Source organism: Pseudomonas sp. R62, from assembly GCF_000257605.1.
GTDB classification, from domain to species: Bacteria; Pseudomonadota; Gammaproteobacteria; order Pseudomonadales; family Pseudomonadaceae; genus Aquipseudomonas; species Aquipseudomonas atacamensis.
This window is the reverse complement of the sequence record NZ_JH635998.1, coordinates 1,502,769-1,519,369: the sequence shown is the minus strand read 5'-3', so window position 1 is coordinate 1,519,369 and position 16,601 is coordinate 1,502,769. Positions and strand designations below refer to the sequence as shown.

Genomic DNA, 16,601 nt, shown 5'->3' with positions numbered 1-16,601 from the left:
CAGGCTCTGATCTGCCCGGGCGCGTTGCGCTGTAGATGTTGTCGACGTCAGCGGCGACAGGATCTTCAGGGCGGACGATGCGCATCACCTCGGTCAGAGGCGTCGAAGCATCGTGATCGTGCAGGACCTGATAGCTGTGATTGTCGATCACTGCGTAGAGTTTGCCGTCATGGCGGTACAGCCCATCGCTGTCGCGTGAGCTATGACTGAAGTCGAACGGCGTGCGAAACGCTTGCAGGCGTGTCACCGATAAAGCGAAGGTGCTCGGCGGCGAGAACTCCAGCGCATGCCACCTGCCACTCTCCGGATCGTGCAGCATCAGCGGTCCGGAGGGCTTCGATTCGCTCGCCAGCCCGGCGCGCCAGAGGCCGCTCGGCGAATCCTTGCTCACCTGCACGAAACCGCCGTCTGCCATTTCCACGTAGTGACGACCCTTGAATGTCCTCAGGCCTTCGGCGTCGGCGTCAGGCAAGCCGGTTGCGACAGCGAGGCGGTAATGCTCGACGGGGTGGCCTGTGTTGACCATGGTTTGCAGCGCTGATGCAGCCGCATGCACTGTGACATTCGGCGCCGGGATGATCGCATCAGGATCGTTGCTGTCCGTGCGCCGGTTCGCGCGGATTGGCGGGCCGCTCAACGCGGTTGGGTCAAGACTGGGGCGCGGCGTGAGGAGGGGACGCTGCGGGATGGCATCGGCGGATGTATCCGGTCGAAGATGAAAATTACCGGGGGGACTAACTGGGTGCGGCGTTTTGCTGCGCATGTCTTACGTTCCTTGTAGTGATTGAGCGGTCGCGTCCGCAACGGACGCTGCCGGCCGGTTCGGCGTCATGCCTGATGATGTGTCTCGGGATGGAAAGAGGTGGCGGCGAGGTCGAAAATTTTCTGTGCTGCGTGGCCATCGAGGGCGGCGCGCCAGATAGGTTTGTGTGGCCGCTGCGCCCGTTCTTCCCGGCGCTGCGAACGCACACCCATGCGGCTTTGCTCAAGGGTTTTCAGGTGCCCGCCGGAAACATTGAAGTTGAGATCGGGCGTATCCGGTTTCGCGTAATGAAAGTGCGCGTGCCAGAGGGGGTCGTAGGTATGCGCATCCGTCAGTAGATAGACGTCGATAAAGTCTCGATTCTGCCCCTTGCCGCGTTTCAACCGGGTCTCGATTTTCTGCGCACGTACTTCGCCCTTGTCGATCAGATACAACAATCGGTCGGGGCTCAGAAAATGTATGTCCTTGTAGATCCGGACACGAATGTTTTCGCCCTCGCTGCGCAGGCGTTCACTGGTGTCCTGCAGGCGTTGGATCAGCGCATCTGTTTCGCCATCGGTGGGCTCCTGTCGCCGAAGCTGGAGTGCGATCTCATCCATTGCCCCGGCCTTGCGCTCAAGCATCTCGACAATGTTGTCCGGATGGTTTTTGCGCGACTCTTCGCGCCGGGCTTCGCGCACATGTGCGTCGGTTTGCTCAAGGTGCTGATTGGCTCTGAGAGTCAGGTCGGGCAGGGTTGTGTCCTGCGTTGCGCGGACGGGGTGCCACTCACCAGCTCTTTGTTCATAGGTCTGCACTGGCTGTTGCGGGTCGTGCAGACTGCGTACATCGATGACTTCTTCGTTGTGCGCGGTACGTCGGGATTCGCCGACATGGATCTTGTAAATACCGTGTTTCTTTGCCTTGAAAATGCGCTTGGGTGGCGGTTGGAAGCCGGATCTGTCCTGCTCCGGAACATACTCGAAATCAATGGTCTGATCGTTGATCGGCAGCGCCGGGAGATCAGGCTGGCGTTGATATTGGAACAGGCGATGAGTCAGCGACTCTTCGAATATTTTCAGCTCGGCAGTGATAGCCGTGCGTGACGTTGCGTGCTGCTCATCGGGTGCCAGATCAAGGCGCTCGTACCAGTAGCGAAGGGCTGTGCATTCCTGGAGCAGATCACGCAATATCGCAGGGTGCGAAGTCTCCGGAATTTTACCCAGCGCTCCATACACGAAAGTTACCTGACCAAATCTGGTCGCCAGTTCGGAGGCCTGAGGGTAGTTTCCGCCTGATTGATGGTCGTCCAGCATCAGGCTTTTGGCCAATACCCACGAAGCCACGACGTCGTGAGTGTCCATTGGTGTCAGAGCGTATGCACTGAATTCGTCCGGCGCGACCCGCCATGTGTTCACCAGATTGTCGGCAATGTGCTGGCGCTCTCGCATATGGCCGAGAATTTTCCCCAGGACGTTGACTGTTCGTGGGAGCCTGTCGATGTCGATCAGTGGCCCTCCCAGCGCATGGCGGGTCAAGCCGCATTCGACCAATTGATCGTAAAAGCTCATTTGGATCTTGTGCATCGCAATCATTTTTTTGTCGTAGTCTTCCTTCTTTATGAAGTGCCGTACCGCGGGTTTTTGCTGCTTATGGAATTTTATTGCTTTTGCAAGGGACCTCAGCGCCTGGTGGCTGTGTAATTCACGATCAAGCAGCGCCATCGTTTCGCGCTTGACCGCGTCTGAGCGCTCGCCCCCCGCTTCCCTGATGCTGCGCCACACCTCCTTCAGGTGTTCACTTTTAGCGGTGTCCTGCTCGATTCGCTTGTTGAAGTGGCCAAGTCTGATTCCGACTTCCACCCGCTGCCATAGCTCTGAGGGCGCCACTCCTGTCCCTCTCTGCATCCCGGCTGCCCCCGTTACACTGGTCCCTCGCCAGCCGTAGCGAGCGTCGAAAATGATCGGTTCCGACCTGCCTGGACGGGATGCGACGTAGACATTCGTGGCATCGCTGGCGATGGGATCGTCGGGGCGAACGATACGCATGACCGCCCTCTGCGGCGCTGATGCATCAAGATCATGCAAGACCTGATAGGCCTGATTCTCGATCTGCACATAGAGTTTGCCGTTGAAGCGCAACAGGCCATCGCCGCCCGGCTCGGTCGTGCTGAAATCCAGATCGGTGCGAAACGCTTCCAGCCGGCTCGGGGATAGCGGGTAGGTCGATGGCGCCCAGGTATCGACGGGTTGCCAGAGACGGCTCTCGGCATCGAACTGCAATAGCGGACCGGACGGGTGCAATTCGCTGGGCAATTTCGCCCGGTAAAGACCGCTGGCGGGGTCCAGACCGACCTGCACGGTGCCACCCTCAGGCACTTGGACGTACTGACGTCCCTTAAGCGTCGAAATGCCTTCGGCATTGGCTGACGGCAACACGACCAGCGAAGTGATCCAGTAATCTCCCAAGGGTCGCTCATGCACAACTGCAGCCGATTCGGCGGCCGCTGTCGTGCTGACCGTTGCCCGCGCAGGCACGGAGGTAATGCGGTTGAGTCCGTGATCGATCGATGTCGATACCGTTGTGGGAGTCGGGCGTGTAGGAATTCTGTACCCCGGTCCGCCATCGAAAAGCGCCGTGAAACCAGGCCGGGTTATCGAATAATCGGGTCGCGGGTTATGAACCGAGACGGTCGTGATGCCTCTGGTTGGCGGTTTGGGTGCCATTGCCTGTCTTCCTTTTCGTTTAATGCCCCGCTGCTCTTGGGAGTGCGACGGGCGGGCGGCTTCCTTGCCGTTTCGTGCGTCGTGCGTTCAACAAAAACGCGTAATGTGTGGCGGGTTGGCGGCGCGAGAGCAGCGCACAGAGAAACCGACCACCGTCGTCGGAATTGGTCAAAATTTGTGCTATATTCCGCGCCCGCGATTTTTCACTTCAACACCGGTCGTCGACATGCAAGCAGCCAAGCCGTTATTTGACTATCCAAAATATTGGGCCGAATGTTTCGGGCCAGCGCCATTCCTGCCGATGAGCAGGGAGGAGATGGATCAGCTCGGCTGGGATTCGTGCGACATCATCATTGTTACCGGTGATGCCTACGTCGATCATCCGTCGTTCGGCATGGCGATCATCGGCCGGCTGCTGGAGTCGCAAGGCTTCCGCGTCGGGATCATCGCGCAGCCGAACTGGCAGTCCAAAGACGACTTCATGAAGCTCGGCGAGCCGAACCTGTTCTTCGGCGTCGCGGCGGGCAACATGGACTCGATGATCAACCGCTACACCGCGGACAAGAAAATCCGTTCCGATGACGCGTACACCCCCGGCGGCATGGCCGGCAAGCGTCCGGATCGCGCCAGCCTGGTCTACAGCCAGCGCTGCAAGGAAGCCTACAAGCACGTGCCGATCGTGCTCGGCGGCATCGAAGCTTCGCTGCGCCGCATCGCCCACTACGACTATTGGCAGGATCGCGTGCGCAACTCGATCCTGATCGACGCCAGCGCCGACATTCTGCTGTACGGCAACGCCGAGCGCGCAATTGTCGAAGTCGCCCAGCGCCTGTCGTGGGGCCACAAGATCGAAGACATCACCGATGTGCGCGGCACCGCGTTCATCCGTCGCGACACGCCACAGGGCTGGTACGAAGTCGACTCCACGCGCATCGACCGTCCGGGCAAGGTCGACAAGATCATCAACCCGTACGTGAATACCCAGGACACCCAGGCCTGCGCCATCGAGCAGGAAAAAGGCCCGGTCGAAGATCCGCAGGAAGCCAAGGTCGTGCAGATCCTGGCCAGCCCGCGCATGACCCGTGACAAGACCGTGATCCGCCTGCCGTCGATGGAGAAGGTGCGTAACGACCCGGTTCTGTACGCCCACGCCAACCGCGTGCTGCACCTGGAAACCAACCCGGGCAACGCCCGTGCGCTGGTGCAGAAGCATGGCGAGCTCGATGTCTGGTTCAACCCGCCGCCGATTCCGATGACCACTGAAGAAATGGACTACGTATTCGGCATGCCTTACGCTCGTGTGCCGCACCCGGCGTACGGCAAGGAGAAGATCCCGGCGTACGACATGATCCGTTTCTCGGTGAACATCATGCGTGGCTGCTTTGGTGGCTGCACCTTCTGCTCGATCACCGAGCACGAAGGGCGGATCATCCAGAACCGTTCCGAAGAGTCGATCATTCGCGAAATCGAAGAGATCCGCGACAAGGTGCCGGGTTTCACCGGCGTCATTTCCGACCTCGGCGGCCCGACTGCGAACATGTACCGCATCGCCTGCAAGAGCCCGGAAATCGAATCCGCCTGCCGCAAGCCGTCGTGCGTGTTCCCCGGTATCTGCCCGAACCTGAACACCGACCACTCGTCGCTGATTCAGCTGTATCGCAGCGCCCGTGCCCTGCCGGGTGTGAAGAAGATTCTGATCGCTTCCGGCCTGCGCTACGACCTCGCCGTCGAGTCGCCGGAGTACGTCAAGGAGCTGGTGACCCACCACGTCGGCGGTTATCTGAAGATCGCCCCGGAGCACACCGAGGAAGGTCCGCTCAACCAGATGATGAAGCCGGGCATCGGCAGCTATGACAAGTTCAAGCGCATGTTCGAGAAGTACACCAAGGAAGCGGGCAAGGAGCAGTACCTGATTCCGTACTTCATCGCCGCCCACCCGGGCACCACCGACGAAGACATGATGAACCTTGCTCTGTGGCTCAAGGGCAATGGCTTCCGTGCCGACCAGGTGCAGGCGTTCTACCCGTCGCCGATGGCCACCGCCACGGCGATGTACCATTCGGGCAAGAACCCGCTGCGCAAGGTGACGTACAAGAGCGACGGCGTGACCATCGTCAAGAGCGAAGATCAGCGTCGTCTGCACAAGGCGTTCTTGCGTTATCACGACCCGAAAGGCTGGCCGATGCTGCGTGAAGCGCTGATCCGCATGGGCCGCGCCGATCTGATCGGCCCAGGCAAGGATCAACTGATCCCGGCGCATCAGCCGGCCACCGACAGCTACCAGAGCGCCCGTCGCAAGAACTCGACGCCGGCCGGCAGCCACAAGGTCGCCAAAGAGAAGACCACCAAGATTCTCACCCAGCACACCGGTCTGCCGCCGCGTGCCAGTGATGGCGGTAATCCGTGGGACAAGCGTGAACAGGCCAAGGCTGCGGCGTTCGCCCGCAACCAGCAGGCGGCCAAGGAACGCAAGGATGCGGCCAAAGGCAAAGGGCCGAAGCCGACACGCAAGCCGGTAGTGCCGCGCTAAACACTGCTTGAGCTGAACAGAACGCCAACCTTCGGGTTGGCGTTTTGCTGATCGTTCCCACGCTCCGCGTGGGAATGCCTCTCGGGACGCTCCGCGTTCCAGTCGTTACTCGCAGTATTGTCGAACATGGTTGTGACGCGGAGCGTCACGGGCTGCATTCCCACGCAGAGCGTGGGAACGATCAAGTTGTTGCCGCTGGCCTCTTCGCGAGCAGGCTCGCTCCCACAGGGGAACGCATTGCACATGGGGGAGCGAGCCTGCTCGCGAAAGCGTCCGATCAAACACCGCAAGAATCAGCGTTCGCAACATTTGCGTGCAACTGAGTCCAAGCATTTCCTCGCATCGCCCGGTTTTGGTGCTGTACTGCCTTGAGCATTTCGCGAAAGCGCGCAAGCCTGTGCATGGCATAAGTCTTGCGCGCTTTCCCATACGCCCAAGGCTCGCAGGAGGCACGCCGTGTCGATTCATGTCGCATTGCATCACGTCACGCATTATCGCTACGACCGCGCTGTCGAACTCGGCCCGCAGATCGTCCGCCTGCGCCCGGCGCCCCACAGCCGCACGCGAATTCTTTCCTATGCGCTGAAAGTCTCGCCCGAGCAGCATTTCATCAACTGGCAGCAAGACCCCCAGGGCAATTACCTGGCACGTCTGGTGTTCCCGGAAAAAACCGCAGAGCTGCGCATCGAAGTCGATCTGGTCGCGGAAATGGCGGTGTTCAATCCGTTCGATTTCTTTCTCGAACCGTACGCCGAGCGAATCCCGTTCAGCTACGCCGCCGATGAGCGCAAGGAGCTGGCGCCATACCTCGAAACCCTGCCGATGACGCCAACGTTCAAGGCTTACCTGGACAGCATCGACCGCACGCCGCTGCCGGCGGTGGATTTTCTGGTGGCGCTCAATCAGCGCCTCAGTGAAGACATCGGCTACCTGATCCGCATGGAGCCCGGCGTGCAGACTCCGGAGCACACACTGCAACACACCTCCGGTTCCTGCCGTGATTCGGCATGGTTGCTGGTGCAGCTGTTGCGTAATCTCGGTCTGGCGGCGCGGTTTGTTTCCGGCTACCTGATTCAACTGACCGCCGACGTGAAAAGCCTCGACGGCCCGTCGGGCACCGAAGTCGACTTCACCGACCTGCACGCCTGGTGCGAGGTGTATTTGCCGGGTGCCGGCTGGATTGGCCTTGATGCGACGTCCGGGTTGTTCGCCGGGGAAGGGCATATTCCGTTGGCGTGCAGTCCCGATCCGTCCTCGGCGGCGCCGATCAGTGGTCTGGTCGAACCTTGCGAGACACAGTTCAGCCACCAAATGTCGGTCGAGCGAATCTGGGAAGCGCCACGTGTCACCAAGCCCTACACCGATGAGCAATGGCGGGCGATCCAGGCGCTGGGCCGGCAGATCGATGCTGACCTGCTTGAAGGCGATGTGCGCCTGACCATGGGCGGCGAGCCGACCTTCGTTTCCATCGACGACCCGGACGGCGCCGAATGGAACACCGCCGCGCTGGGGCCGGACAAGCGTCGGCTGTCCGCCGAACTGTTCCAACGCATGCGCAAGCAATACGCGCCGCAGGGGCTGGTGCATTTCGGTCAGGGCAAGTGGTATCCCGGCGAGCAGTTGCCGCGCTGGTCGCTCAATTGTTACTGGCGCCGCGACGGTCAGCCGATCTGGCACAACGACGCGTTGATCGCCGACGAGCAGCAGGACTATGGCGCCGACGGCGAACTGGCCGGACGCTTTCTCGCCAGCGTCGCCGAGCGCCTGAAGTTGCCGGCACGCTTCGTCTTCCCGGCTTACGAGGATCATCTCTATTACCTCTGGCGCGAGGGCGCGTTGCCCGGCAACGTCAGCGCCGAAGATTCGCGCCTGGAAGAACCGCTGGAGCGCGCCCGGTTGCGCAAGGTCTTCAGTCAGGGCCTGAACAAGGTGATCGGTCAGGTGCTGCCGCTGGCGCGCACGGCCAAGGGCGATCAATGGCAGAGCGGGCGTTGGTATCTGCGCGATGAGCACTGTCGCTTGGTGCCCGGGGATTCGCCGCTGGGTTATCGCTTGCCGCTGGCGTCGCAGCCGTGGGTGAAAGCGGCGGAATATCCGTTCATCCATCCCAACGATCCGAATCAGGACTTCGCTGAACTGCCGGATGCCGCGCAGCTCGGTGTGCACGGCGAACCGGCTGCGCTGGATGAGCGGGTGCCGAAAATCGATGAGTCCGCTGACTGGCTGACCCGTACCGCATTCTGCGCCGAGGCCCGCGAAGGGCGGCTGTATCTGTTCATGCCGCCGCTGGAGCGGGTCGAGGATTATCTGGAACTGGTCGCGGCCATTGAGGCCACCGCCGAAGAACTGCACTGCCCGGTACTGCTGGAAGGCTATGAACCGCCGAGTGATCCGCGCCTGAGCAATTTCCGTGTCACTCCGGACCCGGGTGTGATCGAGGTCAACGTGCAGCCATCGGCGAGCTGGGACGAGTTGGTCGAGCGCACCGAGTTTCTCTACGAACAGGCACGGCAAACCCGCCTGACCACCGAAAAGTTCATGATCGACGGGCGCCACACCGGCACCGGCGGCGGCAACCATTTCGTCCTTGGCGGCGCGACACCGGCGGACTCACCGTTTCTGCGGCGGCCGGATCTGCTGCGCAGCCTGATCAGCTACTGGCACAACCATCCTTCGCTGTCGTACCTGTTTTCCGGCCTCTTCATCGGCCCGACGTCCCAGGCGCCACGCGTCGACGAGGCGCGTAATGACGCCTTGTACGAACTGGAAATCGCCTTTGCGCAAATGCCGGAACCGGGCGAGGAATGTGCACCGTGGCTGGTCGATCGACTGTTGCGCAATCTGCTGATCGACGTCACCGGCAATACCCATCGCGCCGAATTCTGCATCGACAAACTGTATTCACCGGACGGCGCCACCGGGCGTCTCGGCTTGCTGGAACTGCGCGCTTTTGAAATGCCGCCCCATGCGCGCATGAGTCTGGCTCAGCAGTTGCTGCTGCGGGCGCTGGTCGCGCGCTTTTGGCGCGAGCCTTATGCGCCGGCGAAACTGGCACGCTGGGGCACCGAGCTGCACGATCGCTTTTTGCTGCCGCACTTTATCGAAGAGGATTTCGCCGACGTCATCGTCGAACTCAACAACGCCGGCTATCCGTTGCGCGCGGAGTGGTTCGCGGCCCATCTGGAGTTTCGTTTTCCCAAGGTCGGTGACTACGCCGTCAATGGCATCGAGCTGGAGCTGCGTCAGGCGCTCGAACCCTGGCACGTGCTGGGCGAGGAGGGCTCGGCGGGCGGCACGGTGCGCTACGTCGATTCATCGCTGGAGCGCTTGCAAGTCAAGCTCAACGGCTTGCCGCCACAACGTTATCTACTGACTTGCAATGGCGTCGCGGTGCCGTTGCACCCGACCGGGCGGGTGGGTGAGTTTGTCGCCGGGGTGCGTTTTCGGGCGTGGCAACCAGCCAACTGCCTGCATCCGACCATACCGGTGCACGCGCCGTTGGTGTTCGACCTGCTCGATACCTGGATGGGGCGTTCGCTGGGTGGTTGCCAGTACCACGTCGCCCATCCCGGTGGGCGCAATTACGAGACCTTGCCGGTCAATGCCAATGAAGCGGAGAGCCGGCGCATGGCGCGGTTTTTCCGCCTCGGACACACGCCGGGGCAACTTCCCGTACCCAAGGTAGAAATCAATGACGAGCTACCGATGACCACCGACCTGCGCCGTTACTAGAGCCTACGCAACACGCGGATTTTTCGTATATCCGCGTGTCATGTGCCTGCGTTAGTCTGACCGTTCCCTGCTGTCTGCCGAGCTTTCCATGCCTGACCTGTTAGACCGCTACCCGCTGACTGCGGGCACCTATCACGAACTGCTCGACGGCAGCGGCGCAGTGCGTGCGCATTGGCAGCGCCTGTTCGATCAGTTGCAGCGCAGCAGCCCGGCGCAACTGGTGCAGCGCCAGGCCTTGCTGGCGCGGCAGATTCAGGAAAACGGCGTCACCTATAACGTCTATGCCGATCCCAAGGGCGCTGATCGGCCGTGGGAACTGGATCTGCTGCCCCATGTGATCGCGGCTGATGAATGGCAGCAATTGTCCGCCGGCATCGCTCAGCGTGCGCGCTTGCTCAATGCAGTGCTGGCGGATCTGTACGGTCCGCAACGGTTGATCAGTGAAGGCCTGCTGCCGGCAGAGCTGGTGTTCGGGCACAACAATTTTCTCTGGCCCTGTCAGGGCATTGCCCCGCCCGAGTCAGCTTTTTTGCACTTGTATGCCGTGGATCTGGCGCGCACGCCGGATGGTCGCTGGTGGGTCACTGCCGATCGCACCCAGGCGCCGTCCGGGGCCGGCTATGCGCTGGAAAACCGCACCATCGTCTCCCGCGCCTTTCCCGATTTGTACCGCGATCTGAAGGTTCAGCATCTGGCCGGTTTCTTCCGCACCTTGCAGGAAACTTTGGCCCGTCAGGCACCGCAGGGCGATGACGCACCGCTGGTGGTGCTGCTGACGCCGGGGCGGTTCAATGAAAGTTATTTCGAGCACCTGTATCTGGCGCGCCAGCTCGGTTATCCGCTGGTCGAGGGCGGCGATCTGACGGTGCGCAATGCCACGGTGTACCTGAAAACCCTCAGCGGCCTGCGCCGGGTGCACGCGATCATGCGCCGCCTCGACGATGATTTCTGCGACCCGCTGGAACTGCGTACCGACTCGGCGCTTGGCGTCCCCGGTCTGCTTGAGGCGGTGCGTCAGGGGCGGGTGCTGGTGGCCAATGCGCTAGGCAGCGGGGTGCTGGAATCGCCGGGGCTGCTGGGGTTTTTGCCGAAGATCAATCAATACCTGTTCGGCGAAGAACTGATCCTGCCGTCGATCGCCACCTGGTGGTGCGGTGAAGCGCCAGTGCTGGCGCAGGCGCTGGAAAAACTTCCGGAGCTGCTGATCAAACCGGCGTTCCCGTCGCAGAGTTTCGCGCCTGTTTTCGGCCGTGATTTGAGTGACAGTCAGCGCCTGGAACTGGCGCAGCGTATGCAGGCACGGCCTTATGCCTACGTCGCGCAAGAGCTTGCGCAACTGTCGCAGGCGCCGGTATGGCAAGCCGAAGACGGTCATCTGCAACCCCGCGCGATCGGTATGCGCATGTATGCGGTGGCCAGCCACGACGGCTACCGCGTATTGCCGGGTGGTCTGACCCGAGTGGCGGCCGAGGCCGATGCCGAGGTGGTGTCGATGCAGCGCGGCGGGGCGAGCAAGGACACCTGGGTGCTCAGCGACCGTGCACCGAGCGGCGAGCAGTGGAAGGCGCAGCGCAATGTCGGCGTGCACGATCTGGTGCGGCGCGATCCTTACCTGCCATCGCGGGTAGTGGAGAATCTGTTCTGGTTCGGCCGTTATTGCGAGCGCTGCGACGACAGCGCGCGGCTGCTGCGCATCATGCTCACGCGTTACGTCGATGGCGATGATCCGCAGGCGCTGCAAGCAGCGGTCGATCTTGGCGAGCGGCTGGCGCTGTTGCCGGATGAGGGCGAACTGCCGGAGCGCCTGCTCGCTGCGTTGCTGGGCGAGGACTGGTCGTTCAGCCTGCGCTCCAACTTGCAACGCCTGCAATGGGCCGCCTCGCAAGTGCGCGGCAAGCTGTCCCGGGAAAACTGGCAGGCGCTGGTGGAATTGCAACGCGAGGCGCTGGAGCTGGAAGTCGATGAACCGGACTTCGGCGAACTGCTGGATTTCCTCAACCGTCTGGTGATGTCGCTGGCAGCGCTGTCGGGGTTTGCCCTGGATGACATGACCCGTGACGAAGGCTGGCGTTTTCTGATGATTGGCCGGCGCATCGAACGCCTGCAATTTCTCAGCAGCAGTCTGGCGGCGTTTCTGCGCGGTGCGGGTGCTTTCGATCAGGCCGGGCTGGAGTGGTTGCTGGAGTTGGGTAACAGCAGCATCACCTATCGCTCGCGCTATCTGGCGGTGGCGCAATTGATTCCGGTGCTGGATTTGCTGCTGTTGGATGAGCAGAACCCCCACGCGGTGCTGTTTCAGCTGAAACTGGTCACCCGCACGCTGAAACGCCTGAACGACGATTTCGCCGCGCCTCGGGAAACCGCGCTGCCGCAACTGGTCGAGCGCCTGTCGCGGTTTGATCTCGGTTGCCTGGAGAATCCGCTGTTCGGCAAATCCAGCGTACGTGCCGCGCTGGATGGTCTGGCCGATCTGTTGCAGGAAATCGCCGAAGCCAGCGGCCAGGTATCGGATCGTCTGGCGCTGCGCCATTTCGCCCATGTCGATGATGTCAGCCAGCGAACGGTGTCCGTGTGATGAGCGCTCAATATCAGATCTTCCACGACACCTGTTATCACTACGACAGCCCGGTCTCCCTCGCGCAGCAACTGGCGCACTTGTGGCCGCGCGAATGCAGCTGGCAGCGCTGCACCGAGCAGCAGTTGCTGATCAGCCCCGAGCCGACCATGCGCCGTGATGAACTGGACGTATTCGGCAATCCGTTGACGCGTCTGGCGTTTGAGCGGCCCCATGATGAATTGCAGGTCAACGCCCGGCTGACGGTGGAGGTGCTGGCGCGACCGGCGCTGGATTTCAACCAGTCGCCCGCGTGGGAGCAGACCCGCGATGCGCTGACCTACAGCAGTCAGCCGTTGTCCGCCGACTTGCTCGAAGCCTGTCGCTACCGGTTTCAGTCGCCTTATGTGCATTTGAAGCGCAGCTTCGTCGAGTTCTCGCAAAGCTGTTTTCCGCCAGGGCGACCGTTGCTGCTCGGGGTGCAGGCGCTGATGCAGAAGATCTTCAGCGAATTCACCTTCGATGCCGAAGCCACCCAGGTGGCGACGCCGCTGGTGGAAGTGCTGGAGCGTCGACGCGGCGTCTGTCAGGACTTCGCTCATCTGATGCTGGCCTGTGTGCGCTCGCGCGGTCTGGCGGCGCGTTATGTCAGCGGCTACCTGCTGACCCAGCCGCCGCCGGGGCAGCCACGCCTGATCGGCGCCGACGCCTCGCATGCGTGGGTATCGGTGTTCTGTCCGGTATCGGGCTGGGTGGATTTCGATCCGACCAATAATGTGCAGCCGGCGCTGGAACACATCACGCTGGCGTGGGGAAGGGATTTCTCCGATGTGTCGCCGTTGCGGGGGGTGATTCTCGGTGGCGGTAATCACGACCCGGAAGTGCGGGTTACGGTGATGCCTCAGAATTGATGGGTTTTCAGATGTGGGAGCGAGCCTGCTCGCGATAGCGTCAGGTCAGCCAATGGATTTGTAACAGATACACCGCTTTCGCGAGCAGGCTCGCTCCCACAGTGATTTTGGTGTGTCAGGGAAAGCAGGGCTGTGAGGGCCGGCAGCAAAACTGCCAGCCCCGTCACAAATCCGCAGGGTCTGATTCGATCATCAAACCCGGTGGGGCTCAGGCGTCGGGCGTCTGATCTTTCGGTGCATCGGATGCATCAACATCATCATCGGTCGCCACTTCACCGTCAGGGTTCAGTGCCGCTTCTTCAGCGGTTTGCTTCTTGCGCTGAAGCTTTTCCTCTTTCTTCTGTTCCTTTGCCAGGTCTCGTTGACGTTTGGCGAAGGAGTAATTGGGTTTGGCCATGGGCGATCCTCTGGGGTCGAAGGTGAGGTTGAGCGGCGCGTATTCTGCCCTGTATCGGTGTCCGGGGGTTAACCGGGTTTTTGGTCGACCCACTTGGGCGTGACGGTCGGCTGCCACTGATCGAGGGCGTCGAGCAGGGAATCTGGCGATTCGCTCACTTGCAGCATGTCACGGTGTGGCGCGCGAACGAAGCCTTCGCCGACGATATGATCGAGAAAAGCCGTGAGTTTGCTGTAGAAACCGTTCACTTCCAGCAGCCCCAAAGGCTTGCCGTGATAGCCGAGCTGGCCCCAGGTCCAGACTTCGAACAGCTCTTCCAGCGTGCCGAGGCCGCCGGGCAGGGCGATGAACGCATCGCTCAGCTCAGCCATCCGCGCCTTGCGCGCATGCATGCCGTCGACCACTTCCAGGCGCGTCAGGCTCTTGTGGCCGATCTCCTTGTCCATCAGGCTTTGCGGAATGATGCCGATCACTTCGCCGCCAGCCGCCAGCGCGGCATCAGCGACAATGCCCATCAAACCGACGGCACCACCGCCGTAGACCAGCGTCAGATTACGCTCGGCCAATGCCCGGCCGAGGGTCACGGCAGCTTCGGTGTAGGCCGGCACGGTACCGGCGTTGGCACCGCAAAACACACAAACGGATTTCAGCGACATGCGTTACTCCTGAGTCGATCAGTCGCACAGGGTAACGGCTGGCACGCTGCGCTCCAAGGTCTAGACTTCGCGTTCGGGTGATTCAAAAGTACCGCTGGCGCCACAGGCGTAGGCGGCGAGCAAGCTGCACAACAGGCCGTTAAAGAACATGACTGGCACTCCGTTTCAGTAGGTGGGCCGATCATAGGTCTGGGCCAACGAAATGGCCGTTAGATTGTGTCGATGAGTGTCATAGCCTGAAAGTTGTATACAATTTTTGACTCAAGTCATATGAACTTGCGATGATTTCAGGCAGTCTTTCCACCACTAGTGTTTTTGTTAACCCTGCCTTGGAGATTCACCATGTTTTCCAAAGTTGTTGCGGTATCCCTGCTGGCGCTGGCCAGCAGCCAATTGATGGCTGCCGAGTGCAAAACCACCGTTGATTCCACCGATCAGATGTCCTTCAACACCAAGGAAATCGTGATCGACAAGAGCTGCAAGACCTTCACCGTCGAACTGACCCACTCCGGCAGCCTGCCGAAGAACGTCATGGGTCATAACCTGGTGATCAGCAAAGAAGCTGACATGCAGCCAATCGCTACCGACGGCCTGGCAGCCGGTATCGACAAGAACTACCTGAAAGATGGCGACGCACGAATCATCGCCCACACCAAGATCATCGGCGCCAAGGAAACCGATTCGGTGACCTTTGACGTTGCCAAGGTGGCTGACGGTGGCTACGGCTTCTTCTGCTCGTTCCCTGGCCACATCTCGATGATGAAAGGCACCATCGTCGTCAAGTAATCAGGGCCAATGTGGGAGCGAGCCTGCTCGCGAAGAGGCCATCCGCTTCACTGATGGCCAAAGAAAAAGCCCGCTGAGGATCACTCCTCCGCGGGCTTTTTCATGCCTTTGAAAAATCAAGGCGCAAACGGCATGACCCGCTTGTGATGAGTCTTGTTGTACGTATCGACAATGATCTTCGCCGCCTCGTCCCGCACCGTTTCCCCGTGCAGAAACGCATCGATCTCGGCATAGGTCACGCCGTGCGCCGCTTCGTCCGGTTTGCCCGGCGACAAGTCTTCCAGGTCAGCAGTCGGCACTTTCTCGACCAGCGTTTCCGGCGCGCCAAAGCTGCGGGCAATCGCACGCACTTGATTTTTCACCAGGCCGCTGAGCGGGGCGAGGTCGCAGGCGCCATCGCCGAACTTGGTGAAGAAACCCATCACCGCTTCCGCCGCGTGGTCGGTGCCAATCACCAGACCGCCCGCCACCCCGGCAATCGTGTACTGCGCGACCATGCGCATCCGCGCCTTGGTATTGCCCAGCACGAAATCCACTGACGCCGCCGGTTTGCCTTCGAACGCCGACACCTGAGCCGCCAGCGCCTTGACCGCCGGGCCGATGTTCACGGTGTGGATTTCGTCAGGGGCGATGCAGTCGAGCGAGGCCTTGGCGTCGTGCTCGTCGAACTGGGTTTCGTAGGGCAGGCGCACGGCGATGAATTTGTAGCGGTCGTCGCCGGTTTTTTCGCGCAGTTCACGTACCGCGCGCTGGGCCAGGAGGCCGGCGGTCAGTGAGTCGACGCCGCCGCTGATGCCCAGCACCAGGGTCTTGAGCCCGGAATTGACCAGACAATCCTGAATGAACGTCAGGCGCCGGGCGACTTCGGCCTGCAGGGCCTGGTCGTCGGCGAACGGTGGTTGCACCTTGAGCTGCTCAGCAATCTCACGCTGTACGGCTTGCATGAATTCACTCCTTGCTAGATAGACTGGATTCGGCAGGAACCTGAAACACATGTCGCAAATAGGCGACGAAATTCGGATCTTTGCAGTGGGTCTTGCCAGGCTCGTCGGAGATCTTCGCCACCGGCTGGCCGTTGCAGGCGGTCATTTTAAGCACGATGCTCATCGGTTCGACACCCGGGATATCGCAGGTGAAGTTGGTACCGATGCCGAAGCTCACATTGATGCGACCGTGCAGCGCGCGGAAAATCTCCAACGATTTCGGCAGGGTCAGACTGTCGGAGAACACCAGGGTCTTGCTCATCGGGTCGATGCCGAGCTTGTGGTAGTGCGCGATGCACTTTTCGCCCCACGCCACCGGGTCCCCGGAATCGTGGCGCAGACCGTCGAAGAGCTTGGCGAAGAACAGATCGAAATCGCCAAGAAACGCATCGGTAGTGATGCAGTCGGTGAGGGCGATGCCGAGCAGACCGCGATACTCGCGCACCCAGCAATCGAGCGCGGCGATCTGGCTGTCGATCAGGCGCGGGCCAAGTTGCTGATGGGCCATGATCCACTCGTGAGCCATGGTGCCCAGCGGTTTCATGTCCAGCTCGCGGGACAGATGCACGTTGCTGGTACCGACG

The 16,601-nt window shown here is 61.1% G+C and carries 10 protein-coding genes and 1 pseudogene; 5 read left to right on the top strand and 6 right to left on the bottom strand.

From position 1 onward, the window contains the following. Both OQK_RS30390 and OQK_RS08100 read right to left on the bottom strand, forming a co-directional pair. Nucleotides 1-763, bottom strand: a pseudogene (locus tag OQK_RS30390) (NEL-type E3 ubiquitin ligase domain-containing protein); the annotation flags it as partial. 65 nt (nucleotides 764-828) lie between these two features. Next, the gene (locus OQK_RS08100; RefSeq protein WP_016771933.1) at nucleotides 829-3,210 is read right to left on the bottom strand and encodes a hypothetical protein; all 2,382 of its coding nucleotides are present in this window, start codon (nucleotides 3,208-3,210) and stop codon (nucleotides 829-831) included. 484 nt (nucleotides 3,211-3,694) lie between these two features. Here OQK_RS08100 and OQK_RS08095 point away from each other — a divergent pair, with 484 nt between their 5' ends. From OQK_RS08095 to OQK_RS08075, 4 genes are all read left to right on the top strand, one after another. Further along, nucleotides 3,695-5,998, top strand: a complete 2,304-nt coding sequence (locus OQK_RS08095; RefSeq protein WP_016771932.1) for a YgiQ family radical SAM protein — start codon at nucleotides 3,695-3,697, stop codon at nucleotides 5,996-5,998. 456 nt (nucleotides 5,999-6,454) lie between these two features. Further along, complete coding sequence (locus OQK_RS08085) at nucleotides 6,455-9,730, top strand: transglutaminase family protein (RefSeq protein WP_016771930.1); 3,276 nt, start codon at nucleotides 6,455-6,457, stop codon at nucleotides 9,728-9,730. A gap of 88 nt (nucleotides 9,731-9,818) precedes the next feature. After that, nucleotides 9,819-12,305 (top strand): circularly permuted type 2 ATP-grasp protein, encoded by a 2,487-nt coding sequence (locus tag OQK_RS08080; RefSeq protein ID WP_016771929.1) that lies wholly within the window; start codon nucleotides 9,819-9,821, stop codon nucleotides 12,303-12,305. Next, complete coding sequence (locus tag OQK_RS08075; RefSeq protein ID WP_016771928.1) at nucleotides 12,305-13,195, top strand: transglutaminase family protein; 891 nt, start codon at nucleotides 12,305-12,307, stop codon at nucleotides 13,193-13,195. Before OQK_RS08080 ends, OQK_RS08075 begins: the two co-directional genes overlap by 1 nt. A 208-nt stretch (nucleotides 13,196-13,403) precedes the next feature. On the opposite strand, the gene OQK_RS08070 is transcribed toward OQK_RS08075, so the two are convergent. Further along, nucleotides 13,404-13,592, bottom strand: a complete 189-nt coding sequence (locus tag OQK_RS08070) for a hypothetical protein (protein WP_016771927.1) — start codon at nucleotides 13,590-13,592, stop codon at nucleotides 13,404-13,406. A gap of 68 nt (nucleotides 13,593-13,660) precedes the next feature. Beyond that, complete coding sequence (locus OQK_RS08065) at nucleotides 13,661-14,248, bottom strand: TIGR00730 family Rossman fold protein (protein ID WP_016771926.1); 588 nt, start codon at nucleotides 14,246-14,248, stop codon at nucleotides 13,661-13,663. 342 nt (nucleotides 14,249-14,590) lie between these two features. Between OQK_RS08065 and azu the strand changes: the two genes are divergently transcribed. Then, nucleotides 14,591-15,034, top strand: a complete 444-nt coding sequence (gene azu / locus OQK_RS08060) for an azurin (RefSeq protein ID WP_016771925.1) — start codon at nucleotides 14,591-14,593, stop codon at nucleotides 15,032-15,034. A gap of 116 nt (nucleotides 15,035-15,150) precedes the next feature. Here azu and nadE read toward each other — a convergent pair whose 3' ends face one another. Together nadE and pncB are read right to left on the bottom strand one after the other, a co-directional pair. After that, complete coding sequence (gene nadE / locus OQK_RS08055; protein WP_016771924.1) at nucleotides 15,151-15,978, bottom strand: ammonia-dependent NAD(+) synthetase; 828 nt, start codon at nucleotides 15,976-15,978, stop codon at nucleotides 15,151-15,153. A gap of 4 nt (nucleotides 15,979-15,982) precedes the next feature. After that, the coding region (gene pncB / locus OQK_RS08050; RefSeq protein WP_016771923.1) for a nicotinate phosphoribosyltransferase at nucleotides 15,983-16,601 on the bottom strand (619 nt) is incomplete at its 5' end.

Coding starts and splice junctions, on each gene's coding strand:
- OQK_RS08075 (WP_016771928.1), top strand. CDS start 12,305: ATGAGCGCTCAATATCAGATCTTCCACGACACCTGTTATCACTACGAC.
- OQK_RS08080 (WP_016771929.1), top strand. CDS start 9,819: ATGCCTGACCTGTTAGACCGCTACCCGCTGACTGCGGGCACCTATCAC.
- nadE (WP_016771924.1), bottom strand. CDS start 15,978: ATGCAAGCCGTACAGCGTGAGATTGCTGAGCAGCTCAAGGTGCAACCA.
- azu (WP_016771925.1), top strand. CDS start 14,591: ATGTTTTCCAAAGTTGTTGCGGTATCCCTGCTGGCGCTGGCCAGCAGC.
- OQK_RS08095 (WP_016771932.1), top strand. CDS start 3,695: ATGCAAGCAGCCAAGCCGTTATTTGACTATCCAAAATATTGGGCCGAA.
- OQK_RS08065 (WP_016771926.1), bottom strand. CDS start 14,248: ATGTCGCTGAAATCCGTTTGTGTGTTTTGCGGTGCCAACGCCGGTACC.
- OQK_RS08070 (WP_016771927.1), bottom strand. CDS start 13,592: ATGGCCAAACCCAATTACTCCTTCGCCAAACGTCAACGAGACCTGGCA.